Raw genomic sequence first — 25,018 nt, forward strand, 5'->3', positions numbered from 1 at the left:
TATACAGGCCCTTTCTTTTTATTAACGATTATCAATTGTTTCCGGATATAGATCGTGGTTCATCATGCGGTAGTCAGCCATTTGTTCATACTTCGTCCCCGGGCGACCGTAGTTGCAGTATGGATCAATTGAAATGCCACCACGTGGTGTAAATTTCCCCCATACCTCAATGTAACGTGGATCCATTAATTTAATTAAATCGTTCATAATAACGTTCATGCAATCTTCGTGGAAATCACCATGATTGCGGAAACTAAATAAATACAACTTTAAAGATTTACTCTCTACCATTTTTTGCTCTGGAATATAGCTAATATAAATTGTTGCAAAATCTGGTTGTCCTGTTTTCGGACATAAACTTGTAAATTCAGGACAATTGAATTTTACAAAATAATCACGGTTTGGATGATTATTATCAAATACCTCTAATATTTCTGGGCTATATTCAAATAAATATTTTGTATTTTGATTTCCTAGTAATGTTACATCTTTTAAATCTTCATCTAATCTTCCTGTCATTTTAAACATCCCTTCTCGTTATACGCCGCGTTTATTTCCCCATACTAACGCATGAAGCTGGGGCAATACTTTTGCATCATTCATCTCTTTACAATTTACAGCTTTATCAATCAGCCACTCATACTTATCTAATAATTTTTTAATAAGCATCGCATCATCCACTGTTTTTGTATCATCGTTTCCTACTTGTAAGAAAAATGGTACATCTGGATAACGTTCGTGCATCTTAACTGCATATTCAAAATCATGATCATCGAATACTACTACTTTTAAACTAATATCTTTTCCTGCTAGTTTCTGAATAATAGCATCTAACTTCTGAAAATCTGTTTTCATCGTCGAACTTGGTGGTTTTGGAGAAATTGTTACTTCATCAATTTGAAGTAACCAATTTTGCCATTTACTCCCTTGTGTTTCAATTGCCGTCCGCATTCCATTTTCTTTTAATATAGAAAGAAGAAACTCAATATTTTTCAGCAATGCCGGATTTCCGCCTGAAATCGTAACATGAGAAAAATTTTCTCCTCCAATTGTAACAAGCTCATCCCAAATATCTTCTGCTGTCATCTGTCTAATTTGATTTTTAGCTGATCCATCCCATGTAAAAGCAGAATCACACCAAGCGCAGCTATAATCACAACCAGCCGTACGGATAAACATTGTCTTTTGCCCTACAACCATTCCTTCACCTTGAATAGTCGGACCAAATATTTCTAAGACAGGGATTTTACTCATCGAGCATCCACTCCCGTCTTACTTCCGCATAACTAGTCGGCGTCTCAAATAGACGAACAAATTCTACGCGAGCTCCTTTATATTCGTTCACTCGATTCTCTTTAGTTAGTGCCTCTGCCATCTTTTCATAAATCCAAACGACCATATTTTCAGCAGTCGTATTCATTGCAGGTAACGTTTCGTTTAAATAACGATGATCTAAATAAATTTCGATTTCATTCTTCCAAATCTCTTTTATATCACCAAAGTCAATTGCAAGTCCTATTTCATTTACATATCCACTAATTCCAAATACAACTTTATATGTGTGACCATGTAAGTTTTTACATTTCCCTTCATAACAGTGTAAATGGTGTGCTGCATCAAATGTAAATTCCTTGCTGACCATTACTCTTTTATTATGGTATTTGAGCTGTTTACGCTGAATATCCTTGTCCATTTTTTGCAAATTTTCTACGATGCGAAATCCAAAGAAATTATCCATTAGTTGTTCGCTCCTTCGCGTTCTTGTAGGTACGTATCTAATCCTGCTTTACGAAGTTGGCACGCTGGACATTCACCGCAACCATCACCAATGATTCCGTTATAACATGTTAATGTTTTTTCTCGAACAAACTCAAATGCTCCAAGTTCATCTGATAATTTCCATGTTTCAGCTTTATCAATCCACATAAGTGGCGTGTGAATGACAAACGGGTAATCCATGGATAAATTTAAAGTAACGTTTAACGATTTCACAAACACGTCACGGCAATCTGGATAACCACTGAAATCAGTTTCACATACACCCGTTACAATATGACGTGCTCCAACTTGTTTTGCTAATACAGCAGCAAATGATAAGAAGAGTAAATTTCGTCCATCTACAAATGTCGATGGCAATTCACCTTCTTCATGTGTAATCTCCATATCCGTTCTCGTTAACGCATTTGGAGCAAGTTGATTTAATAGACTCATATCTAGTACCGTATGCTTTATTCCTAGCTCTTTTGCAATTTTCGCTGCACAATCAATTTCTAGCTTATGACGTTGATTGTAATTAAACGTTACAGCTTCTACCTCTGCAAACTGCTCTATTGCCCAAAATAAACATGTTGTACTATCTTGTCCTCCACTAAAAACAACAACTGCTTTTTCTTTTTTCATTTCACTCATTCTCCTTCTCTACTATAAATAAGAAGAAAGAACGTTCTTGAACTGTCACAATAAAAAAACAAAACAATACCTAAGGATATTGTTGTTTCCATAGTTTTTTATAGAGGGAGTTCGCGAACCTCTCCCGCGCGGTGCACGGAATTTCTTCTTTCATTGACACAGCTTATTGTAACATATTGTATACTAGCGTAAAAATTTCTGATTTTTCCGCTATTTATTATTTCATTTCTTTCATTTTATAGTATGATTAATTTAATATAAGAAGAGAGGAGGCATCCCACTGAAATCCTTTATTATTTATCTCTTTTTAAATATATTATTCATCCTTATTACAATGCTCGTATATCATTTATTTTGGAATCAAAAAGGGAAACGCTCTCCTAAATTAAATTCAGCTATATTTATTGTATTGTGTTGCCTCGCTACCGTACTCTGTATTACATTTGCAGCAAAAACAAATAATGGTTTTCAATTTGATATGCGCCATATTGTATTAATTGTCGGTACATTAACGGGAGGGCCTATTGCTGGTGGTTCTATCTTAGTTGTATTAAACATATATCGCTTATTATTAGGTGGGGTAGGTGTTTTGCCATCTCTTATCGGTTCTGTTCTTCTATTTATTGTTCTACTATTAACATATAAATTTTTCAATCGAACTTCTAATCGTATAAAAATAACACTTGCTATTATCTACAGTCTCACATACGGATTTAGTTGGATACCTTTCTTCCTTTCAAAGGTTACAAATAAGACTGATTATATACCGCATATTATTGTATATGAGTTATGTTCAATGCTTGGTACGATCCTAATTTTATATTTACTACACATATTACAAACTCAAGTTCGTCTCCAAAACGAACTTATAAATGCTGAAAAGTTTCATTTAATTGGTGAAATGGCAGCGTCTATCTCTCATGAAATTCGCAATCCATTAACTTCAACGAAAGGGTTTTTACAACTGTTACAATCAGATACATGCACTGCGCAGGAACGAAAATTATATATCGACATTGCCATTAACGGCATCGAACAAGCAAATCATGTTCTTACAGATTATTTAACTTTTGCCAAACCAAGCATTGAAAAAGAACAAACATTACAGTTAGAAGAAGAATTACTACATGCATTGTCGTTAATTACACCGCTTGCTAATTTAACAAATGTACGTACTCATTATATAAAGCAAAGCACTTCTTTTTTTATCGCTGGAGAAAAACAAAAACTAAATCAATGTTTATTAAATATTTTAAAAAATTGCATTGAGGCTATGCCAAAAGGCGGTGATCTTTATTTCACATTAGTTCCTGATCATAAGCATATTCAGTTATATATAAAAGATACAGGAATCGGTATGGAGTCAGAACAAGTAAAACGGCTTGGTTCGCCTTTCTATTCAACGAAAGAAAAAGGCACTGGACTTGGAATGATGGTCGTATTCAGTGTTGTTCAAGCTATGAACGGAAAAATTGATATTATAAGTGAAAAAGGAATCGGTACAACCTTTTTATTAACTTTTCCACTCATACAAAAAACGTGATGAAATAATCATCACGTTTTTTCTATTCCTTCAACTAATTCAGCAAAAGCTTTCACTTTTCCGTGCGGTTGTTGATTTTCTTTACGCGCTTTCCAGGCGCGCTCCTCTTCTCGCTTCTTCTTAGACATATTTTTTCAACTCCTTCTTTTCTTTCTCCATGTAGTATTCCAAAATAAGAAAGAAAACTATGCACATATCAAAAAAGAAGTGGTTTCCCACTTCTTCCACTTTAGCGTTGCAAAATTGCATGTTTCGCCTCTTTTAACTGCGTAAGATGTCTTTGTTCATGCAAATCAAGAAATTGAACCCATTGATACAAATTCAGATCATTAAAAACAGGATGCTTTAATCCATTTTCAAATAGATCTTTTTCATCTATAACACTATGAAGCGCGTGTAATAGTTCTTGTCGTGAATGTTCTAGTAATTGAATTCCTTGCTGTTTTTTCATTAAAGTTTCTGTTGGTTGCATTTGCTGAGGAGCTTCTCGTTTATGTGTGCGATCAAGCGTAAGTTGGAGGTCTTTAAATGGAGTCATGTTTCTTTCGTTTTTTTGTAAAGCATATACAAGGGCAGACGTGACAGATTGTTCAACTAAATGCAAGTGGTGTAAAATTTGAGTAATACTCCATTTATCACGGCGTGGCTTTACATTCACTTCTGTATCATTTAACATTTCAATTTCTGATAATAGCGTGCTTCGGGTAGACTGTAATGAGTTTACTAAACTTTCTAAACTCACATCCATATTAGATTGAAGCATACTTGTTCCCCCCTTTTGTTGGTGAAAAGAGGTGCTCCTTATTAGAAACACCCTTCAGTATTCTGAATTTTCTTTTATTATCTCATCATTTCCCCATTATGTCGATGTTAAACATGTGAAAAAAAGCGCATGTTTTTTACAATTTTGTGTCGTCAATCGCATGTAACCATGCTTCAATTTCTGTAATAACACTTTTCACACAGCCTTCAACAAATGGTGATGTTAAATTTGCAACTTCTACTAATTCTAAGAACGATTTACTTCCACCTTGTTGGCACAGATTCACATAATCTTCCCATGCCTCTTGTCTATTATCTCTTGCACGTTTCCAAAATTGTAGCGCACAAATTTGAGCAAGCGTGTAATCAATATAATAGAAAGGTGAGCTATAAATATGCCCTTGACGTTGCCAAAAACCACCGCGCTCTAAATAATCATTATCCTCATAATCACGATGCGGTAAGTATTTCTTCTCTATGTTACGCCATGCTGTCTTACGCTCTTCAGGTGATGCTTCTGGATTTTCATATACATAATGTTGATATTCATCAACTGATACGCCATAAGGTAAAAACAGAAGTGCTGAACTTAAGTGAGAGAAGTAATATTTATCTGCATCTTCTTCAAAGAATAGCTTCATCCATGGCCATGTAAAAAATTCCATACTCATAGAGTGGATTTCACACGCTTCATATGTTGGCCAATTATATTCTGGAATTTCAAATTTACGACTTTCATATACTTGGAAAGCATGACCTGCTTCATGTGTTAATACATCAATGTCACCAGATGTTCCATTGAAGTTTGAGAAAATAAATGGCGCTTTATAATTCTCAATATATGTACAATATCCGCCACCAGCTTTTCCTTTTTTCGCAACTAAATCTAATAAATCATTATCTAGCATGAAATTGAAAAATTCATCTGTTTCAGCCGATAACTCTTTATACATCGTCTTTCCATGATCAACAATCCAATCCGCATCTCCTTTTGGAGTTGGGTTCCCTGTAGCAAACTCAAAGTTTTCGTCGTAATAAGCTAACTTCTCTACACCGATACGTGCTTGTTGTCGCTTTCTTAATTCCGTTGTAACGGGAACGATATAATCCAGCACTTGCTGACGGTAATTAGCCACCATCTCCGCATTATAATCTGTACGGTACATTCTTGCATATCCAAGTTCAACAAAGTTTTTGAAACCTAAAGATTTTGCGATTTTCGTTCTCACTTTAACAAGTTCATCATAAATACGATCTAGTTCTTCCTCATTTCCAGCTAAAAATCCGTAGTATGCTTCACTTGCTGCTTTACGTTCGCTTCTTTCTTTTCCTTGCATAAACGGAATCAGTTGCGATAACGTTCTTTCTTCTCCAGCAAAGTCAATTTTTGCCGATGCTAATAACTGTGTATATTGCGACGATAATTTATTTTCTAATTGTAAATCTTTCACGACTTCATCTGAATATGTTTTTAAATCACATTCTGCTAGAGCAAATAATTGTTTTCCATAATACGCCTCTAATTCTTCACGAAATGGAGAATTAATGAGTGCCTTATAATATTTTGTACCATATCCTTGTACAACTGGAGAGAATTCATCAAAGAAATCCTGCTCCTCCTTATAAAAAGTATCCGTCGTATCAACAGAATGGCGAATGTAACAAAGGTTTCCCATTGTACCAAAATCGTTGCGAATTTCATTAATTGAATTAATGACTTGTTTTTGTTCTTCTACAGTTTTTGCTTTATCAAACTTCTCTAAAGCAACAGTAAATTTCTCTTTTAACTCTTCAATATTTGGGCGTTTATATTCATAGTCTTTAAATGACATGAACGAGCCTCCTCTCCATTACATACCTTTACTATAATTCAATACGTATTCCCGAATTCCCTCTTAATTTTCAACAAAATTCGGCAGTTACTACCCTGAGTTCATTGCAAATAAAAAAGCCTTGGATTTATTTATCCAAAGCTCCTTTGGAACATATTATTATTTTTCATACTTCCCAATTTTTTTTAATAGATCAAGTAATTCATCTTTTTCATCTTTCGTTAACATTTCAAAAGACTGATGTATAACTTTCTCATGCCCCGGAAAAATAGAAGCAATAAAGTTCTCGCCAGACTCAGTTAATTGCGCGTAAATAACACGTCTGTCATTCGGACATGGGATTCTCTTTACTAATCCCTTTTTCTCCAGCTTATCTACAACATATGTAATGCTGCCACTGGCTATTAAAATGCGCTCACCAATTTGCTGGAGTGGTTGACCGCCTTTATGATATAGCAGTTCTAATACAGCAAATTCAGTTGGATTTAACCCGTTACTTTGTATAGATCTATTTGTAGTATCCATAACAGAACGATGTACACGAGATAATGCAATAAATACTTTTAAAGATTGAGAAATATCTTCTCGTTCATTATTTGATGTCATACAACTTTCAACCCTTCACTTAAATTCTCAGCAATAAAAAGAAAATGCCACTTCATACTTCATGTGAATTCCGAATGAGCATTCACTCATCCATTTCCTCTCCCCTAATATATTAAGAATCATTCTTGAATAAAAACATGACAATTTTAACATAGTTTATATATAATGATAATAAAAAAAGAAGGAGTACCACATTTGAAAGTCAAATTCCAAAGCATAATTATATATATATTGCTTGTTATCCTACCGACGATAGGGATTGGTGCTACATTTTATTCGTATCATACATATAAAATGAAACAGGAAAACAAATTATCCGCTCATACAGTTCTCTTTTTATATAGAGACTATTTAGATCATCATCTTGGTGAAGCAATTTCTGCTTTAGACATGCTTGCAAAAGTTGTAGGCACCGAGACTGGTAATATAAATGGCATTAAACAAATTGTACATGATACAGATGGAAACGATGCACGCTTTTCTGGTCTATATTACGCTACACCAAAAGGGGTCATTACAATCGCATCTGAAGATGAATCAAAGCCTATAGATGTTTCAGACCGTAAATATATTCAAGACGTGCTACAAACTAAAAAAACCACTGTATCATCAGTCATTACTGATCGCGTTCTTGGACATAAAGCTATTATGATTGCTGCCCCCATATTCAATAAACAGAAGGAGCTCTCAGGATTATTATTAGCTAGTTTACGCTTTGATTACATTTCATCTTCTTTAAATGCCATTAAACCACAATACCATTTTGAGGTAACTGATAAACATGATGTAGTTTTTCTAACCGATGATAATAATGACACAAGTGATACGCATTCTAATATGCTTACTACCCCACTCCAAAGATTAAATTGGAAGGTCTCTGTTTCACCATTACCTATTCATCAAAAAACCTTATACCAGTGGGTTGCAATAGAGTGTATCGCTACTTTATTTTTAATGTCTATTTTATTTTTACTTGCTCAATATATGTTGTTAAAACGTCAAACAAAGCTTGAAAGACAACAAAATGAACTACAGAAAATTGAATTAGTTGGAACTTTTGCAGCAAGTACAGCACACGAAATCCGTAATCCTCTTACTGGAATTAAAGGACTCGTCGCTCTATTAAAAGAGAAATATAAAGATGAACAAGATCAGTTCTACTTTTCCGTAATTGAACAAGAAATAGAGCGAATCAATGAAATTGTAAGTGAATTTCTTATTCTCGGCAAGCCAACCGCCATCATCGAACAAACATATGACGTAAGAACAATTCTAAATGAGGTAGCATTAATTATTCAATCTGAGGCGAATTTACATAACATTGTATTCCATTTACATTTGCCAGACCATCCTGTTCATATCCGTTGTTCGAAAGACCATATGAAACAAGTGGTTTTAAACATTACAAAAAATGCAATTGAGGCCATGACTTCTAGTGATACACTAACCATTGTAGTAAAAAACAATGAAACACACGCACAATTGCAGATTATAGATACTGGAAAAGGGATTCCACAACATATTCAAAAACACCTCTTTCATCCGTTCTTTACTAATAAAGATACTGGAACAGGTCTTGGACTTGTCATATGTAAACGAATTGTAGAGATGTATAATGGGCATATTTTTATTGACAGTACAGAAAACAAAGGAACGACAGTTCATATCGAAATTCCGTTACACATAGTATAATTATCCTTATCCTATAAGGGTAATTATACTTATTTCATAAAACCAGCGACAAGCATTCGCCAAAAATTATTCGATTTTCCTTCATACCCGATTTGGAAAATTGGTATTTTTATAATTGAAAACCATTTCGGTGTTTGTTTTTCTTTATAACACTGATATTGTAAAATAAGCTTGTCCAATTCTTGACTAACTTGAATTGTCTCCCTACTATTTAGCCCACTTGTTAATCCTAGTTGAATCATTTCTTCACGTTTCATATGAATATCACGTGAAAGCTTTTCTAATGTGTACTTCCTTTTTACAGTAAACATCCATATCCCCCTTATTATACTTCCATGCTCTCAACTTCACTTCTCCATTGACTTTTTTAACTACTTAATCATATGCAAATTTGAAGAATCAGAAATTTTAACATTTTCTCCCTGTAATTTACAAATCTTTACCCTCACTTTGAGAATTATTACAAATTATTCTATCTTTGTAAATACATTCGCAATAATAGACATTTTTTTCATCTTCTTTTTTTACAAATTCTACGTAAACCGGGGATTCTTAATTTTCCACCTACTTTTCTTCGACATTTTTTGTTTAATTTATATAAAAAAGCAAAACATAATGATGATTGATAAAGTGAAACTTTAATCAGTGTTTTTTGTTCAGCCCCACTGATTATTAGCATTCACCAATCGGGCGTTTATCGGCAGTGACTCTCCCACCTATCCAGCCCAATGTTGAGGTGGGAGTCTTACTACCCACAAATAGCGAGATAACAATAGAAAGGAAATATTTATATGCGAAAATATACGATTGCATTGTTCATCATTGTTTTGTTTTTACCGTCCTTCTTATTTCCTATTCAAGCAAATGCTCATACGAATAAAGTTGCTATTGTCATTGATGATTTCGGCAATAATATGAAGGGGACTAATCAAATGTTATCACTTCCCATTCCACTCACTGTTGCTGTTATGCCTTTTCTTCCTTCCACAAAAGAAGATGCAATAGCTGCCCATAAGAAAGGCCATGAAGTTATTATACATATGCCAATGGAACCTATTAAAGGTAAAAAAGAATGGCTTGGACCGAAAGCAATTACAACCGATTTAAGCGATGAAGAAATAAACAACCGACTTGAACAAGCGATTCAAGAAGTTCCGCATGCAATAGGAATGAACAATCATATGGGGTCAAAAGTAACAGCGGATGAAAGAATTGTTCGCCTTATACTTGCTGCTTGTAAAAAACACGGTTTATTTTACTTAGATAGTAAAACTAATCCTAATAGTGTCGTCCCAAAAATCGGAAAAGAATTAGGAGTTCCTATTATTGAAAACCAACTATTTTTTGATGATGTGTATACAGCAGGACATATTTCAAAACAAGCCCAATTACTCATCAAAAAAATTCAAGAAAAACCTATTATGGTAGCTATCGGGCATGTGGGCCCCCCAGGTGAAATTACATCACGCGTTATTGAAACTTCTATCCCTAAAATTCGTGAGCATGCAGACTTTATTTTTTTATCTGATCTAGCATTATCCCCGCCTCCTGTTTCAAAATAAAGTTTATTACTCACATAGAAAAGTACCTATCTATATAACAGATAGGTACTTTTCTTTTTAACTTAAATATAATCTACATGACTCACTCTGAATCCTTTTTTCTCTATTTTTCCGATTAATTGCTTTAATCTTGTTTCATCTAACTCATCTGATATATTTACAATAACGCGGCGGATATATTGATCACCGTTATCGAGTGTAAACAACCCACCGATATTATATGCTTTTAACAATGTCCCAAGCTCTTTAATCGTTCCCTTACAATCTTGTGTTGCAATTGTTAATATATAACCACCTGTTCGCATACCAAATGAATCTTCAATAACATCAAATATATTCGAATGCGTTAACATACCGACAAATTCATTATAATCATTTAGCACGGCTAAAAACGGAAGCCGACGAATTACATAAAAGGCTCTGAAGAAGGAATCCTTTTCAAAAATAAATGCATTGGAATTGTCAAGCATATCTCCTGCACTTACATGCTCTAATCCGCTATTGCATTTTTTTTCTAATAAATCTACTTTATAAATAATCCCCGTGAATTTCTTCTCATCTTCTGCTAATACCGGGATGGCTCGAAATCCCGTTTTGTTCATCGTTTGCAGTGCCTCTTCACCAGAATCATTTATTTTGCAAAATGTTACTTGCTGCTTTGGCAGAAAATGATATTTAACTCGCAAAATATGTTCCTCCTTACATGTCAACATGTAATCTATATATAATAAGGAGACCTATATTTTATGAGTGAAATTATTTTTAAAACGCTTTCATTTATTTATTAACTTGTAGCCATATCACATTCATTTTTATATAACAGAGCTTCTTGCGCCCTTAATCATTAATAACTTTACATGATAGTTCATTAAATATTCTATACCCTCTAGCCATTTTTTCGCTTCTTCTGGCGTTTTTCCCCACACAATCATGCCGTAATTATGAACAAGAACTACTCCTCCACCTTCAATGAAATTCGGAACATTTCTTTCTAATAAATCAGCGAATTTTTTTTCATCTTCTACAATTGGAATTGTCATTTCTGTTATACCTTCTTTTCCGAAAACACGTTCCACACTGCGTTTATCGAACGTTACTTCTCCTTCTTCTCCATATAACTCAGATATTAAATGACTATCTACAGTCTGCACTTGTAAAATACATCCTGCACTACTTTTTTTATAAATATCCGCATGCATAAATGACTCTGCAGCTGGTTTTTCTTCATTTTCAAATACTGACTCGCACATGCAATTTACGACAATAAAATCTTCTTCCGAAAATAGCCCTTTATCTCTTCCCTCAACATTTACTAAAAATGTTAACGGCTCTTTTGACGTACATAGCGACAAACTAATTTTGGTACCATAAAACCAATCACGAAGTGCCAATTCAGATTTCACATCTTTTAATTCATTCCATTTCTTCAGAAAAAATAACATTTCGTCACCCCCGGCATAATATTCATATAAGGTTCGAATCCTTTCTATGTAAAAGGAATATTTTTTGATTATTCTAAAAATTTAATTGAATTATCACATGAGAATGCTTTTTTGTCAATATAGTTTCGCGGTTCTTCTTTAAAATAGGCTATTCATATGTCTATACTCCTATCTATTGTTTGCACATAAAAAAATGCACTATTCTTTAATTAAAGAATAGTGCATTTTCCTCACTTTTTATCCCGCTATTTGCTGAGCAGTAAGACCCCCACCTCAAAATTCAGCGAAAGCAAAGAAGTTAGGTGGGGGGGCGGGCTGCCCGTAAAAGCCCGATTGGTGAGGGCTAATAGTCTGTGGGGGATAAACAAAACCCCCACAGATTAAAGTTTCACTTCATTTCTTTATTGCATTATATAAAAACTGTGCATATTGTTCACGTGTTACGAAATTATCTCCTAAAAAATTCCCTTCCCCGTCACCTTTTGATATTTTATTATCTACTAGAGCTTTCACATATCCTTTCGCCCAATGGCCATTTGGTATATCTTTGAAATTCTCTGCACTATTTTCATTTTCTTTTAACTGAAATACTCTTTGTAGTACTACTGACATTTCATATCGAGTTAATACTCCATCTGGACGGAATATATCATTTCCATACCCTGTCATAATACCAGCTTGAACCACTGCATCAATAGCCGTTTCATACATATTTCCTTTCGTATCTGTAAATGCCGTTTTTGGTTCTAGATTATTTTCTAATTTTAAATACCTTTGTATTAGAAGAGCTACTTGTCCACGAGTAATGTTATCACCAAATCCAAATTCACCATTTCCATAGCCTATAAATAACTTTTCTTTCGCTAAGTAATTAATTGCTTCTTCTGACCAATGTCCCTTTGGTACATCTTTAAATTCTACCACTTCTGTTTTCTCATCTTCTTTAGATGTATTACCGTCTTTACTTTCTACTACATTTTGAATAACAGACCCTGTAAAGAAGATTCCTGTATCCGCAAATGGATCTTTCACACCAAATTCATATACTTTCTCACCTGGTGTACTCCATTTCACTACACCATTACTATACGTACCGTTATCGCTCTTCAGACGGATTTTCGTAGAAACCTCACCATCTTTTTCATATATAGGTACTTTTACTTCTTTATTTACTTCTGTTTCCTCTAAAAATACTTTTTGGTTTTGGACATTGATATAAGCCGTCTTACTTAGTTCTATAACTGGTCGGACATCACGGATTTCATTTGCAACAAAACTTAGAAATACTAATTTTTGCAAATTGCTCACTGGTGATAAGTCTGAAATATAATTCGCTTCTAAATCAAGCTTTTGTAAGTTTACTAGACTTGATAATGGAGTAATATCTTTTAATTCATTATTAGGTAAATCTAATTCTGTAAGCTGAGTCATTTTAGCAAGTGGTGTCACATCTTTAATTTGATTTTTCCCGACAAATAATTTATTTAATTGATTCATTTGATCAATACCCGATAAATCTTTAACATTATTACGCGTTAATACTAAGTCTTTTAAAGGTAATGAATATAACGGTTTAATATCTTCAATTTGATTACCTGCTAAAGTTAAGTATGTTACATTTTTTAAAGCACTTAATGGAGCAACGTTCTTAATTTTATTATTTGCTAAATTCAAGTAATCTAGTTGTTCCATTTTCGCTAATGCTGTTACATCTTCTATTTGGTTGCCTGATAGATATAAAGTTTTTACATTTTTCATTTCAGTTAGTGGTGCAACATTTGTAATTTTATTATTACTTAAATCAAGAGACTCTAAATTATTCATCTTAACAAGTGGCGTTACATCTGAAAATTCATTACCACGCAAAGCTAAATGATTTAATTGCTTTAGGTTCGCAAAGAACGACGGATCTTTTATCTTTGCATTCGCAACTGTTAAAGATTTTAAATTTGGCATATATTTTAATGCACTATAATCAAGTATCTCGTTTGTATTTAAAAACAAATCCTTTACTTGTAATAACTCTTCTTTCGTAATTGGTGTATTTAAATCTTTTCTATTAAATACTTTTTTATTAACAAGTTCTCTTAATTTGTTATCTGTTATCATGTTTTGATTATCAACTGGATTATCCGTTTCCGTATTGCCTGAATTAGAGTTATCATCTGGTTTCTCTGTTTCTTTGTTACCTACAGTTGGATCTTTAATTTCAAATTGAACTTGATATTTGTGATCATATCCAATAGCTGGAATAAGTATATGCATTTGCATATTGTGCTTCTTCTCAAACTCGCCAATTTCAAATTGAACTACTTTCGTTCCATTCTTCCTCTTATCTTCTGACAAAACTTTCACATCATGAAATACACCAGGCTGGTTTCTATCTTCTATTCTAAGATATTGAAAATAATCGCTATCTTGCATTGTTACAGTGACAATTTTTTTGCCAGCTACAATTGTTACTTTAGGATCTTTTATATATTGAGAAACCATAGATGGCTCGTCTTTTTGATCCTTATATATTTTAATCTCAGTATCATACGTGCGATCACTCGCTGCTGCTACCGATTGATTTGCTTCAACTTTTAGTGCTGCTAATGCTGGAGTAGAGTACGTAGCAAATGGAATTGCTAATGTTGTCGCTACTACTAGCGCCTTCATATAATTTTTTTTCAAAATAATATCCCCTATCATATATAATTTTTATAATTGATAATACTTATCAATTATCCACAAATAAATGATAATGAATCTCATTATCAATGTCAATGAGAACATTACATTAAATTTATATTTTTAAAGATAAATAATAAAAAGCCCTTTATTCAAAGGGCTTTTTTACCTATCGTATGAAGAATTTCACTTTTTTCCTTCTCATTAATGACACCGATTTTTTGCAAAATATTCGCGTACAATACAAGTTTATTATATATTCGTTCTGACATGTTCGCCCTTCTTTCCTTCGACCAACTTTTTTTGTATTGGTAAATTATATGAAAGAGATGAGAAAATGTGTCCACTTTTTGCATAAATGCAAATCTTTTATTTTACGATTTACAGACAATAAAACTCCCTCCTAAAAATTAGGCGGGAGTTTAGGTACTTTCACTGTATTTAACAAACTGTCCACTGAATATTATGCTTCATAAGTTCTTCTTCAAAACTATATGGCATTTTTTTATCACAAATTACATGTTGAATACGTGAAAATGCTGCTATACGATAATTCCCTTTCACGCCTACCTTCGTATGATCACATAAAATATATGTTTTCTCAGCTAATTTCATCATCGCCTCTGACAATTTCGCTTTCTCTAATTCAAAGCTGGAAACTCCAAAACTAGGTAATAGCCCATCAATCGAAACGAACGCTTTATGAAAATGGAATTGCTGTATTACTTGCTGAGAAATAGACCCTGATACACGCGAATGCTTTGGAGATACTTTTCCACCTATAAATAAAACTTCACCGTGAAACATCTTTTTATTAATAGAAGAAATTAATTGTGTTGCGACTGGAAATGAACTTGTTACAATCGTTAAGTTTTTACGATGAACAAGGTATGGAACCATTTGAAGCGGTGTACTTCCATCATCAATTGCAATAACATCACCATCTTCTACAAATGTCGCTGCTTTATAACCAATTCTTTTCTTCTCTTCTATATGTAGCATTTCTCTTTCTAACATTGGTGCCTCTACCCCAGCGCCTGGAAGTTGAACAGCTCCACCATACACTTTCTTCAGCTTCTTTTCACGATCTAATTCTTCTAAATATCGACGAATCGTTTCTGTTGATACAGCAAATTCTCTCGCTAATTCTGAAACCTTTACTTTCCCTTTAAACTCTACCTTTTCAAGAATGGTTCGCTTTCTTTCTTCTCCTACTACAGACATAGCTTCACCTCATTTATATCTCCCTCATAAACTTCCTTATTTATACAAGGTTGTAATTTTCTTTATAAGCAGAAACTTCTTCATGAATATGAATACCGCGCTTTGCTAGCTCATCAAAAATCAATTGTGGATTTTCAAAAGCTTCTTCAGGCGTAACAACACCCACCCTATTTACATTTCCATTTGCAATTAACTCTGCAGCAATCCCAAATGGAATACCGACGTTTCTCGTATACGCTCTTAACTTTTCCCATCCTACAACAGAACCATCAGATAACGGATGTGTATGATATAACACATGTCTTTGCTTCTCATTATTTTTCATACCTATTACTTCTACATGAAGTGCATAACCATAAACCTCTGTTTCTTGTCCTTCTTTCGATTGTAATAAATACTGCGAAATACAATCCATAATACCAATTTCTTTCCCATTTATTTCAATCTGATCATTACGCAATATGCCGTAATCATATAAAGCACGTACAAGTTGCATATTTTGCTTTGGCCAAGTTCCTCTCGTCTCTATCAGTTTGATACCTTTATTTTCTAGTGCCTTTGCTAACGTAATTGTTTCAGAATGCGGGATTATATACTGCGTTGTCTTACCATAAGGCGCTGGCAATTCTATTTCTCTCGGACGCGCAAACGGAAGTACTTGCTTAAATTCACCATCTTCATACACTGTACGCGATGGTAAATGTGGATCATATTCATATGTCGTTGTCTCTGTAATTGATGCAGAAAAAGCAATCGGACGATACGAACCGTGACTTACGCGGATCGACTCTACAGTATCCAGTTGATTTGCTGCATGCATTGCCATCATTTGTGTTACACCTGGCGTCATGCCAAATCCAGGTAAACATGTTTTTTCGTTTTGAACAAATATAGCATGCGATTCATTTTCTTCACCAAATCCATTTAAGTTCACACCGTGACAGCCTGCTTCTGCAATACAGCGGGTCGACAATCCGTTTAGCTTTATCGTCGTACCGTCCATTACAATGTCATAACCAATCATTTTTGCAACCGTATCCTCGTGATTCGTTACATCTACTTTTACAAAATCAACACGAGGATCGTTGAGCCATTCTACTACTTTACGGCCCTCTTCCTCGTTAAAATCAGCTACTGTAATCGTCTCAAAAGATGAAAATTGAACTAAATCCAAAATAGCTTCACGACAAATTTTACCTGCTCCACCTAAGCAAAATACTTTCATCCAATAACAGCTCCTTTAGCAATACTATCAACTAAGCGATTAATATCTTCTTCATGTACATCACCGATATTTCCAATGCGAAACGTATCTACTTTCGAAATTTTTCCAGGGTAAATAACAAATCCATAACGCTTTAATTCGTTATATAACTGTTGAAACTCGAACCCCTCTTTTGGATAAATGAAAGATGTAATAATAGGAGATTGATATTTCTCATCTACTAGTGGCTTAAATCCGATTTCTCCCATTCTATTCACTAGTAGTTTTTGATTGTTGTAATATCGATTGTAACGCGCTCTCACTCCACCCTCTTTTTCTAGTTCAAGTAGTGCTTGATAAAAAGCATGTACAACATGTGTAGGTGAAGTAAAACGCCATTTCCCATTTTGTTTTTCCATCGTTTCCCATTGATCATATAAATCAAGAGATAAAGAACGTCCTTTTCCTTTACACTTCAATAATTCATCACGTTTTGCGATTACAAATCCGAATCCAGGAACCCCTTGAATACACTTATTTGCACTACTAATTAAAAAATCAATTTGTAAATCAGCAATGTCTATTTCAATCCCGCCGAAACTACTCATCGCATCAACAATTGTAACCTTCCCATACTGCTTCCCTAATTTACATACATCTACAATTGGATTTATAATACCTGTCGTTGTTTCACAATGAACAACTGCAATATGCGTAATCTCTTTATCTTCTTGCAATAACTTTTCTACTTCTACAATATTAGTAGGTTCCCACTCTTCTGTTTGACTGACCACTACATCAATCTGTAACATCTCTGCCATTTGCACAATGCGCTTACCGTACGCACCATTTGTACAAACGAGAAGCTTCCCATTTGCCGGAATAACAGAACCAATTACTGCTTCAACTGAAAACGTACCGCTTCCTTGCATTAACACTGTTGTATATTTCTCTTCTTCCTTCGTCGCTAACGATACAAGTTTAGCTCTTACTTCTTGCACCATCGTATTATATTCAACATCCCACGTACACCAATCGTATAGCATAACTTCTTTTACTGATTTTGTTGTCGTTAATGGTCCTGGTGTTAATAATAAATAGTGATTTTCATTCATGATCCAGTGCCCCTTTTATGAAATAATTAGTTCTTGTTTCTCGATATGTTCTATTACGTTTTCGAGCTCCTGCATCGTTTCAATCGTAAAATGAGCCCCATTTTCAACAAACCGATTACGAACTACTTCTATTTTTTCACGAAGCTCTACCGAATCCATACTCTCCACTTCCTCTTCCGTTAAACCGAGCTCACTACTTCCAAGAATTACACCAACTGTCCACATTCCAGCATTTCTACCTTCTTTCATATCTGATACTGTATCCCCTACTTTTATCATATGGTTCATCGGATACACATCAAGTTCCATTGCATTTTTATAGCACATCCATGGATATGGACGGCCTGCTGGAACATCATCTGGCGTAACAAGAAAATCAGGTTTATATCCTTGTAACGCCGCTTCCTTTGCTACAATATCCATCATTTCTCTCGTATAACCAGTTGTTGAACCGATTTTAATGCCTCTCTCACGTAAAGAAGCGATTACTTCTTTTACCCCATCAATCGGCGTAGCATAACTTGGCAAAATAGAAAAGAGAATTTCTTCAAACTCTTCATACATCTCATGAATGTCTGCTTCTGTTGGTAATTGACCGAAGACACGCTTCCACTCATCCGCAATACGAGGCATTTCTGTTAGTGCCCTTACATGATCTATTTTTAATAATCCCATTGGCTTACGTGCTTCTTCTGCTGTAATTTCAACGCCGCGTTTATGAAAAATCTTCATGAATACTTCTAGTGGTGCAAAACATCCGTAATCAACTGTCGTACCTGCCCAATCAAAAATAACTGCTTCAATTTTCATTCTGTCCATCACCCTTCTTACTTATCTTTTTTGCCATTGTGAAGTTCGGTTACGAAGTGCTTTCGTTCCCCATTCATATACAACTCTCACTACAATATTTGTAACAACAATAAGTACACTCATTGCAGCTGCTGGCGCTACATTTCCTGCATCATCCATATTTACGATTGATACGGCAGCTAGTTTAAAATCAGCTGCATATAAGAATACAACTGCTGACACAGTTACCATCGAATTTACGAAGTAGTACATTACCATTTCTAAAATTGCTGGTAAACACATTGGTACTGTTACTCGGAAGAATGTTTTATAAAACGGAATACCCATCGACTGCGAAACAAGCTCAAACTCTCGGTCTAATTTCTTTAAGGCAGTCGTTGCCGTGACAAATGTTACAGAATAAAAATGAATGATATTTACTAGTACTAACACAGCGATTGTTCCGTATAAAGAATGAAACGGATTCGTTACTGATAGTCCCAGAATTTGAATCGTTGGTTGACTAAAGAAAAAGACATATCCTAATCCGAGTACTAAACCTGGTATCGCTAACGGCACTATAGAGAAAAAGTAACCTGTTTTTCTAAAAAATTGTAGCTGGTCTATTTTCTCAATTGCATATGCGAATACAAATGTTAAAATCGCCCCAATAACTGCTGTAACTGCTGAAACAATTACGCTATTTTTAAATGCTTCAAGTCCATCTCCTGTTAAACTCGAAAAATTAAAATGCTCAAATGTAAAACTCATATTATATGGCCATACTTTCACACTTGCAGCAATACCAACTGCAACAAATAATAGAATGATCATAAGTGTAATTACACTACAATATATGAATGAGATTACATCTCTTTTCTTATTAGCTATTATTCTGTATGGTACTGCTTTTGAAGATAAGAAATTCGCCTGCTTTCTTTGCGTAATACGATCAACTACAAATGCGAATATAGCTGGGATTAATAAAATCATTCCGACAGTTGCACCCATCGGCATATTTTGCTGCCCAATTACTTGTTTGTATACGTCAGTAGCAAGCACATTATATTGCCCACCAACAATTTTTGGTGCCCCAAAATCAGTAAAACTAAGTGTAAACACAACAAACATTGCACTAATTAATCCGTACTTTACACTAGGTAAAGTAACAGTGAAAAATTGCTTTGTTTTACTCGCCCCTAACATATTAGAAGCTTCATATAAACGATAATCAGATCCTTGAAAGGCAATTAGCAATATAAGAAATGCTTGCGGAAATGTATACATAACTTCAGCTATTACAATTCCTACTGGTCCATATAAAGGGATTTGTATACCTTCAAATAACCCAAACATTCCTTTCGTTACTAGCCCTTGATTACCAAATAAATATGTAAGTGCTATACCGTGCATCATCGTTGGTGCGAACAATGGTAATAACGCTACATACTGAAATACACGCTTTCCAAAAACATTCGTACGGGCAATTGCATATGCGTAAACGAATGCGATTGCAACTGAAATAATTGTTGTTGCGCCCGAAATCCATACTGTATTTTGTAAAGACTGAACTAAAGTTGGTGTTGTGAAATATTTACTGAAATTCGCTAAACCAATGAAAACTCCATCTTTATTATAAAAAGCTTGTGTAAATAGTTGTAATAGCGGCAATACAAGTATGATAAGGAAGGAAAGAATCATACCGATAATTACGAGCCTTTGGATCCATTCCTCTTTCCCAATACTTCTCTTAATCTTTTTTTTCGTACTTTCTACCTTATAGTTTTCTAACATCTCCATCTATACAATGACCTTCTTTCCATATGACAACATATGATTTTCTGAGAAAGAGATTTGAATCGGCTTTCCTTTTCTAATAGCGGTTGCTTCTACTTCTGATGCTAATATATCCACTACAATTTTTTCATTATAAAGGTGTGTGTTTTCTTCTACGACTCGCACTTCCGTCCGATATACGGATCCGCGAAATTCCATACTTTCCACAACTGTTTTAATACCTTCCTTTTGTACAATTGTTACATGTTCGGGACGAATTGCATGTTCTTCGTTATTTTTCGAAAAGAAATTAATAGAACCAATAAAATCTGCCACAAACGGATTGGCTGGTCTTTGATAAATCTCCTCTGGTGTTCCAATCTGCATAATTTCCGCATGATTCATTACAACAATTTTATCAGCCATCGTTAATGCCTCTTCTTGATCATGCGTTACCATAATCGTCGTTACTCCTATTTCCTCTTGCAAATCACGCATTTCTCTACGTAATTTTTCACGCACTTTTGCATCTAAAGCTGATAACGGCTCATCGAGTAACAAAATATCTGGAGACAGAGCGAGCGCACGTGCAAGTGCTACTCGCTGCTGTTGTCCACCAGACATTTGAGCAGGATATTTATCTTTTACATTCAGCAAATCTACAAGTTTTAACGCATCTAGCGCTTTCTCTTTCACTTCTGCTTTCCCATATTTTTTTGTCCTTAAGCCGTATTCAATATTTTCAAGTGCTGTTAAATTCGGAAATAAAGCATACGATTGGAAAACCATTCCGAAGTTTCTCTTTCCAGGAGGCAATGCTGTAATATCTTTGCCATTCACAGCTATACTGCCAGTCGTTGGTTCCTCTAGTCCCGCTAAAATGCGAAGCAACGTCGTTTTCCCACAGCCACTTGGGCCTAATAAACAAACAAACTCATTTTTGTTCACAGTAAAAGAAATATCTTTTAACGCTGTAAATGCATCAAACTGTTTTTGAATGTGTTGAATTGATAAATATTCGCTCATTTTTCTCTCTCCCACTCACTTACTTTTTCGGTTCTGCTTTTTGGCCAAACTCTTTTTCCCATTTTTCTAAAATTTTGTCACGATTTTCTGCTGCCCATTTAAAGTCATTCTTTTTATATAATTTTTCAGTAACATCTTTCGGGAATCCCTCTGGAAGTTTATAGTCATTTTTAATTGTCGCAAATCCATTTTTCTCAAAGTATAACTTCATTATATCATCAGTAATTGCCCAATCTAAAAATGCTTGCGCTAATTTATCATTTTTCGCATTATCTTTCTTAATAAGTGCGTTCGCTTCTACTTCCCATCCTAATCCTTCTTTCGGCAGTACAACTTCAACTGGGGCACCTTTTTGTTTCTCTTTTAAAGCACTATAAACCATTGATACACCGACTGGATATTCACCTGCTCCTGCTAATTTTGCTGGTTTTGATCCTGAATGCGTATAACTTGCCATATTATCATGAAGTTTCTTCATGTAATCCCAGCCTTTATCTTCACCCATGATTTGTAGCCATGCAGAAACTGTTAAAAATCCTGTTCCAGATGATGCTGGATGTGGCATAACAAGTGTTCCTTTATACTCTGGTTTCGTTAAATCTTCATATGATTCTGGCATCGGTAAATTTTTCTTCTTTAACTCTTCTTTATTTACAGCAATCCCCGTCATAAATGCAGTATTTCCTACCCATTTTTCAGGTTGCTTATCATCTTTAAATTGCGGAAGAACACGATCTGCTCCTTTTGGAGAGTATCCTTTTAACATATCTTTTTTATCTAAAGCTAATAGACTTGATGCCGCAGTTCCCCATACAACATCTGCTTGTGTATTTTTCCCTTCAGCTAGCAATTTCGCAGTAATAACTCCTGTTGAATCACGTACAATGTTTAATTTCACATCAGGATATTTCTTTTTAAAGGAATCAAGATAAATTGGTACAAGCTCTTCTTCAATTGCTGTGTAAACAGTTAATGATCCAGATAATTTGTCATCTTTCACTTTCGCTCCAGCACTTTCTTCCTTCTTTGCACCACACCCCATTAATAACGAAAATACCATTCCAGTCGCTACAGCTTTAAAGATTGTTTTTTTCACTGTTTCTCTCTCCTTTTACAAATCTTATGTACAACTCAAATATAAACAACTAGTGTAAAAGCAGTATTAAACCAACATTAATCTTTTATTTGTTGTTTGTTTTTGTGTAATACGTTGCTACTTCTATGTTTTTTCGCATTTTTCTGCTAATAAAAAACACTAAATTTACAAATAATTAAAAAAACCTTTATAATCCCACAAAAAAATGAGGCGTTTGTAAAAAACGCCTCATTTTTGTTTCCCTTTTTTTGAATTACGATTAGCATACTTTGCGCTATTTTCTCCTTCATACTCTAATGCAAATTCTGCATCTGGTAAGCTTTCTTTCGGAGTTTTATTATTATTGATTGCCGCATTTTGTTTCACTTTTCTTTTTACCAATACATTCACCTGCTCTCAAGAAATCACTTTCTACTCTAGTTTGAAACAATTTAAAATAATTATTACTGGCAAGTGTTAACAAGTACATAAGAGGCATTCGATGGAAATACTACGTATGAAGAAATCATTATAAAAAGGAGCGATGATTTTGAAGAAAAAAGAAAAGATTCAATCACCAACTTTAGACGAAACGCTCCCGCATCAAATGCATTTTCCATCTTTTAAAGGAACAGGAAAAACGATGCAACAACCTTTTGTGAATCAATATGATGTTGTAATTGGAGACAGTAAATATAATTCCGAGAACAGTCCACTTAACAATTGGAGTGATGAAGTAGATCCTGCCATTATGGCTGGTGATGAGTGGATCCATCCTACAAATGATATTGGGTGGATTTCAGAAGAAAATCAAGAGTTGCTAAAAAACGAATCAGATAATAAAAATGAAACTTTTATGCATCCACAATTTGGCATTAACGACTAAAAAACCATTCTACCTAACGTAGGTAGAATGGTTTTTTACTATCCAATAATAATCCGTTCTTTCGGGTATTTATAGCGAGGTGGTTGTTCCCTTCCACCACTAGCTAAAATAAATGTTAAAATACCAACGCGTCCGATAAACATAAGCACAATGAGTACAAGTTTCCCAACAGTTGTTAAATCAGGCGTAACACCTGTTGATAGTCCCGTCGTTCCGAAAGCAGAACAAACTTCAACAATTAAGCTCATAAGCGGTACATTTTCCGTAATAGATAAAATGAATAGCGCAGTAGCACATAACAAAATCCCCATCGTCATAACGACAGATGCTTTCAGTACATCCTCTTCATGTAACTGACGTTTGAAGACTCTAACTGTTCTACCGCCCCTTGCAAAGGTGTATAGTGACAATATACTAACAGCAAATGTTGTTGTACGTATTCCGCCCCCAACCGAACTTGGAGATGCCCCTATAAACATTAATATACTCATAAATAAAAGCGTCGGTTGTGACAATTCACGTATATCCATCGTAGCAAGTCCACCACTTCGCGTCGTCACAGATTGGAATAATGTATAAAATACAGTTTCATGCCATGACTTTCCTACTAAAAAATGATTTCTCTCCAGTAAAAAAATCATAATTGTACCAACAACAACGAGTGCAAAAAATGTTGTTGTCGTCAATTTTGTAAATAATGAAAAACGAAATAATTGTTGTCCCCTTTTACTAAAGAATTGTTTCACTTCCATTAGCACTGGGAAACCAATCGCTCCTAAAATAATTAGTAACATATGAATCATTTGAACAATATAATCTTTTTTATACGGAATTAATGATTGTCCTGTTAAATCAAATCCGCCGTTCGTAGTCGCACTAACCGCTGCAAAGAAACCGTGAAAATAAGCTTCTTGCCAAGTCGGAAAATAAAGTAAAAATCTTGTACCTAATAGGATTGCTCCAATAAGTTCTATCGAAATAATTACAATTAAAATAGAACGCATCAATTCTACAAGCCCCGATAAATTTCCTTGATTATGGTCTGCCATAATTAATCTTCTTCTTTGCAAACCAATCTTTTTCCCCGTAATGATCCAAACAAATGTACCAAGCGCCATAATTCCTAAGCCGCCTAATTGTAAAATAAGGGCTAAAACAATAATTCCTGCTGTAGTAAACGTATCTGAAATCGTAATAACAGACAGTCCCGTAACACTTACCGCACTAACCGATGTAAAAAGGGCATCTATAAATGTCCATTTCACACTAGGCTTCGTAACAAACGGTAAACTAAGCAATATTACCGATACAACTACCGCTAATAAATAAAACAAAACAATGAGTTGTACAGGACGTAATTTTTGTAAAAACTTTTTTATATCTCTCATTCCATCACTTCGCT

Annotated in this window: 25 protein-coding genes and 1 riboswitch; of the genes, 4 read left to right on the forward strand and 21 right to left on the reverse strand. The window is 34.5% G+C overall.

The window, feature by feature from the left end; all coding sequences use genetic code 11:
- Window positions 1-21: 21 nt before the first annotated feature.
- Genes queF through queC form a run of 4 tightly spaced genes read right to left on the reverse strand, consistent with a single transcriptional unit; the run spans window position 22 to window position 2,400 of the window.
- Window positions 22-519, reverse strand: coding sequence for a preQ(1) synthase (gene queF, locus C4S65_RS05375; protein ID WP_001986050.1), 498 nt, complete (start codon window positions 517-519; stop codon window positions 22-24).
- Window positions 520-537: 18 nt separating this feature from the next.
- Window positions 538-1,254 carry a 7-carboxy-7-deazaguanine synthase QueE gene (gene queE / locus C4S65_RS05380; protein WP_000036304.1) on the reverse strand — a complete coding sequence of 239 codons (717 nt, stop codon included), beginning with the start codon at window positions 1,252-1,254 and terminating at the stop codon, window positions 538-540.
- On the reverse strand, window positions 1,247-1,738 hold the full coding sequence (gene queD / locus C4S65_RS05385; protein WP_000368414.1) for a 6-carboxytetrahydropterin synthase QueD: 492 nt from the start codon (window positions 1,736-1,738) through the stop codon (window positions 1,247-1,249). Before queD ends, queE begins: the two co-directional genes overlap by 8 nt.
- A complete protein-coding gene (queC, locus tag C4S65_RS05390) occupies window positions 1,738-2,400 on the reverse strand; it encodes a 7-cyano-7-deazaguanine synthase QueC (protein WP_000711598.1) in 663 nt (220 codons plus the stop codon). The genes queD and queC overlap by 1 nt, the downstream gene beginning before the upstream one ends.
- Before the next feature lie 93 nt (window positions 2,401-2,493).
- Window positions 2,494-2,537, reverse strand: a riboswitch (PreQ1 riboswitch).
- Window positions 2,538-2,743: 206 nt separating this feature from the next.
- On the opposite strand from queC, the gene kinB reads away from it, so the two are divergent.
- Window positions 2,744-3,952: a sporulation sensor histidine kinase KinB gene (gene kinB, locus C4S65_RS05395; protein ID WP_061668005.1), complete on the forward strand. Its 1,209-nt coding sequence runs from the start codon at window positions 2,744-2,746 to the stop codon at window positions 3,950-3,952.
- Window positions 3,953-3,963: 11 nt separating this feature from the next.
- Here the strand turns inward: kinB and C4S65_RS34895 are convergent, their stop codons facing one another.
- From C4S65_RS34895 to C4S65_RS05415, 4 genes are all read right to left on the reverse strand, one after another.
- A complete protein-coding gene (locus C4S65_RS34895; protein WP_086406004.1) occupies window positions 3,964-4,080 on the reverse strand; it encodes a DUF6254 family protein in 117 nt (38 codons plus the stop codon).
- Window positions 4,081-4,181: 101 nt separating this feature from the next.
- Window positions 4,182-4,715 carry a DinB family protein gene (locus C4S65_RS05405; RefSeq protein WP_000941975.1) on the reverse strand — a complete coding sequence of 178 codons (534 nt, stop codon included), beginning with the start codon at window positions 4,713-4,715 and terminating at the stop codon, window positions 4,182-4,184.
- Window positions 4,716-4,851: 136 nt separating this feature from the next.
- Complete coding sequence (locus C4S65_RS05410) at window positions 4,852-6,546, reverse strand: M3 family oligoendopeptidase (protein ID WP_000008566.1); 1,695 nt, start codon at window positions 6,544-6,546, stop codon at window positions 4,852-4,854.
- A 159-nt stretch (window positions 6,547-6,705) separates the two neighbouring features.
- Window positions 6,706-7,152: a MarR family transcriptional regulator gene (locus tag C4S65_RS05415; protein ID WP_000203350.1), complete on the reverse strand. Its 447-nt coding sequence runs from the start codon at window positions 7,150-7,152 to the stop codon at window positions 6,706-6,708.
- Between the two features lie 195 nt (window positions 7,153-7,347).
- Between C4S65_RS05415 and C4S65_RS05420 the strand changes: the two genes are divergently transcribed.
- Window positions 7,348-8,844, forward strand: coding sequence for a DUF3149 domain-containing protein (locus C4S65_RS05420; protein ID WP_061668006.1), 1,497 nt, complete (start codon window positions 7,348-7,350; stop codon window positions 8,842-8,844).
- Between the two features lie 29 nt (window positions 8,845-8,873).
- Here the strand turns inward: C4S65_RS05420 and C4S65_RS05425 are convergent, their stop codons facing one another.
- Complete coding sequence (locus C4S65_RS05425) at window positions 8,874-9,155, reverse strand: aspartyl-phosphate phosphatase Spo0E family protein (RefSeq protein WP_000495536.1); 282 nt, start codon at window positions 9,153-9,155, stop codon at window positions 8,874-8,876.
- 480 nt (window positions 9,156-9,635) lie between these two features.
- Here C4S65_RS05425 and C4S65_RS05430 point away from each other — a divergent pair, with 480 nt between their 5' ends.
- Window positions 9,636-10,406 carry a divergent polysaccharide deacetylase family protein gene (locus C4S65_RS05430; protein ID WP_001234107.1) on the forward strand — a complete coding sequence of 257 codons (771 nt, stop codon included), beginning with the start codon at window positions 9,636-9,638 and terminating at the stop codon, window positions 10,404-10,406.
- A 62-nt stretch (window positions 10,407-10,468) separates the two neighbouring features.
- Here the strand turns inward: C4S65_RS05430 and cbpA are convergent, their stop codons facing one another.
- The 11 genes from cbpA to C4S65_RS34285 all read right to left on the reverse strand — a co-directional run bounded on the left by cbpA (window position 10,469) and on the right by C4S65_RS34285 (window position 23,132).
- Complete coding sequence (gene cbpA / locus C4S65_RS05435) at window positions 10,469-11,092, reverse strand: cyclic di-AMP binding protein CbpA (RefSeq protein WP_001264214.1); 624 nt, start codon at window positions 11,090-11,092, stop codon at window positions 10,469-10,471.
- A gap of 126 nt (window positions 11,093-11,218) precedes the next feature.
- The gene (locus C4S65_RS05440; protein WP_000896005.1) at window positions 11,219-11,848 is read right to left on the reverse strand and encodes a class II aldolase/adducin family protein; all 630 of its coding nucleotides are present in this window, start codon (window positions 11,846-11,848) and stop codon (window positions 11,219-11,221) included.
- 393 nt (window positions 11,849-12,241) lie between these two features.
- Window positions 12,242-14,524: an NEAT domain-containing leucine-rich repeat protein gene (locus tag C4S65_RS05445; RefSeq protein ID WP_103945162.1), complete on the reverse strand. Its 2,283-nt coding sequence runs from the start codon at window positions 14,522-14,524 to the stop codon at window positions 12,242-12,244.
- 438 nt (window positions 14,525-14,962) lie between these two features.
- The gene (locus C4S65_RS05455; protein WP_000117666.1) at window positions 14,963-15,745 is read right to left on the reverse strand and encodes a DeoR/GlpR family DNA-binding transcription regulator; all 783 of its coding nucleotides are present in this window, start codon (window positions 15,743-15,745) and stop codon (window positions 14,963-14,965) included.
- A 40-nt stretch (window positions 15,746-15,785) separates the two neighbouring features.
- Entirely contained in the window at window positions 15,786-16,970 is a 1,185-nt protein-coding gene (locus C4S65_RS05460) for a saccharopine dehydrogenase C-terminal domain-containing protein (protein WP_000862159.1), read from the reverse strand.
- Window positions 16,967-18,064 (reverse strand): 2-aminoethylphosphonate--pyruvate transaminase, encoded by a 1,098-nt coding sequence (gene phnW, locus C4S65_RS05465; protein ID WP_001004779.1) that lies wholly within the window; start codon window positions 18,062-18,064, stop codon window positions 16,967-16,969. The genes C4S65_RS05460 and phnW overlap by 4 nt, the downstream gene beginning before the upstream one ends.
- Window positions 18,065-18,079: 15 nt before the next feature.
- Window positions 18,080-18,874, reverse strand: coding sequence for a phosphonoacetaldehyde hydrolase (phnX, locus tag C4S65_RS05470; RefSeq protein WP_000687384.1), 795 nt, complete (start codon window positions 18,872-18,874; stop codon window positions 18,080-18,082).
- Between the two features lie 21 nt (window positions 18,875-18,895).
- Complete coding sequence (locus C4S65_RS05475) at window positions 18,896-20,653, reverse strand: putative 2-aminoethylphosphonate ABC transporter permease subunit (RefSeq protein WP_000425530.1); 1,758 nt, start codon at window positions 20,651-20,653, stop codon at window positions 18,896-18,898.
- A complete protein-coding gene (locus C4S65_RS05480; protein ID WP_000006199.1) occupies window positions 20,654-21,655 on the reverse strand; it encodes a putative 2-aminoethylphosphonate ABC transporter ATP-binding protein in 1,002 nt (333 codons plus the stop codon). It lies immediately after the preceding gene.
- 19 nt (window positions 21,656-21,674) lie between these two features.
- A complete protein-coding gene (locus C4S65_RS05485) occupies window positions 21,675-22,751 on the reverse strand; it encodes a putative 2-aminoethylphosphonate ABC transporter substrate-binding protein (RefSeq protein ID WP_103945163.1) in 1,077 nt (358 codons plus the stop codon).
- Window positions 22,752-22,979: 228 nt separating this feature from the next.
- Window positions 22,980-23,132, reverse strand: coding sequence for a hypothetical protein (locus C4S65_RS34285; protein WP_000240799.1), 153 nt, complete (start codon window positions 23,130-23,132; stop codon window positions 22,980-22,982).
- Between the two features lie 148 nt (window positions 23,133-23,280).
- On the opposite strand from C4S65_RS34285, the gene C4S65_RS05500 reads away from it, so the two are divergent.
- The gene (locus tag C4S65_RS05500; RefSeq protein WP_000726029.1) at window positions 23,281-23,616 is read left to right on the forward strand and encodes a DUF3905 domain-containing protein; all 336 of its coding nucleotides are present in this window, start codon (window positions 23,281-23,283) and stop codon (window positions 23,614-23,616) included.
- Between the two features lie 38 nt (window positions 23,617-23,654).
- Here C4S65_RS05500 and C4S65_RS05505 read toward each other — a convergent pair whose 3' ends face one another.
- Window positions 23,655-25,004 (reverse strand): TrkH family potassium uptake protein, encoded by a 1,350-nt coding sequence (locus tag C4S65_RS05505; RefSeq protein ID WP_061668011.1) that lies wholly within the window; start codon window positions 25,002-25,004, stop codon window positions 23,655-23,657.
- Between the last annotated feature and the right edge of the window lie 14 nt (window positions 25,005-25,018).

The sequence above is a fragment of the Bacillus sp. ok061 genome, assembly GCF_900108285.1.
GTDB lineage: Bacteria > Bacillota > Bacilli > Bacillales > Bacillaceae_G > Bacillus_A > Bacillus_A thuringiensis_S.

Coding starts and splice junctions, on each gene's coding strand:
- C4S65_RS05425 (WP_000495536.1), bottom strand. CDS start 9,155: ATGTTTACTGTAAAAAGGAAGTACACATTAGAAAAGCTTTCACGTGAT.
- C4S65_RS05460 (WP_000862159.1), bottom strand. CDS start 16,970: ATGAAAGTATTTTGCTTAGGTGGAGCAGGTAAAATTTGTCGTGAAGCT.
- C4S65_RS05505 (WP_061668011.1), bottom strand. CDS start 25,004: ATGAGAGATATAAAAAAGTTTTTACAAAAATTACGTCCTGTACAACTC.
- C4S65_RS05475 (WP_000425530.1), bottom strand. CDS start 20,653: ATGGAGATGTTAGAAAACTATAAGGTAGAAAGTACGAAAAAAAAGATT.
- C4S65_RS05440 (WP_000896005.1), bottom strand. CDS start 11,848: ATGTTATTTTTTCTGAAGAAATGGAATGAATTAAAAGATGTGAAATCT.
- queF (WP_001986050.1), bottom strand. CDS start 519: ATGACAGGAAGATTAGATGAAGATTTAAAAGATGTAACATTACTAGGA.
- C4S65_RS05455 (WP_000117666.1), bottom strand. CDS start 15,745: ATGTCTGTAGTAGGAGAAGAAAGAAAGCGAACCATTCTTGAAAAGGTA.
- queC (WP_000711598.1), bottom strand. CDS start 2,400: ATGAAAAAAGAAAAAGCAGTTGTTGTTTTTAGTGGAGGACAAGATAGT.
- queD (WP_000368414.1), bottom strand. CDS start 1,738: ATGGATAATTTCTTTGGATTTCGCATCGTAGAAAATTTGCAAAAAATG.
- C4S65_RS34895 (WP_086406004.1), bottom strand. CDS start 4,080: ATGTCTAAGAAGAAGCGAGAAGAGGAGCGCGCCTGGAAAGCGCGTAAA.
- kinB (WP_061668005.1), top strand. CDS start 2,744: ATGCTCGTATATCATTTATTTTGGAATCAAAAAGGGAAACGCTCTCCT.
- C4S65_RS05415 (WP_000203350.1), bottom strand. CDS start 7,152: ATGACATCAAATAATGAACGAGAAGATATTTCTCAATCTTTAAAAGTA.
- C4S65_RS05430 (WP_001234107.1), top strand. CDS start 9,636: ATGCGAAAATATACGATTGCATTGTTCATCATTGTTTTGTTTTTACCG.
- C4S65_RS05405 (WP_000941975.1), bottom strand. CDS start 4,715: ATGCTTCAATCTAATATGGATGTGAGTTTAGAAAGTTTAGTAAACTCA.
- phnW (WP_001004779.1), bottom strand. CDS start 18,064: ATGAATGAAAATCACTATTTATTATTAACACCAGGACCATTAACGACA.
- phnX (WP_000687384.1), bottom strand. CDS start 18,874: ATGAAAATTGAAGCAGTTATTTTTGATTGGGCAGGTACGACAGTTGAT.
- C4S65_RS05480 (WP_000006199.1), bottom strand. CDS start 21,655: ATGAGCGAATATTTATCAATTCAACACATTCAAAAACAGTTTGATGCA.
- C4S65_RS05410 (WP_000008566.1), bottom strand. CDS start 6,546: ATGTCATTTAAAGACTATGAATATAAACGCCCAAATATTGAAGAGTTA.
- queE (WP_000036304.1), bottom strand. CDS start 1,254: ATGAGTAAAATCCCTGTCTTAGAAATATTTGGTCCGACTATTCAAGGT.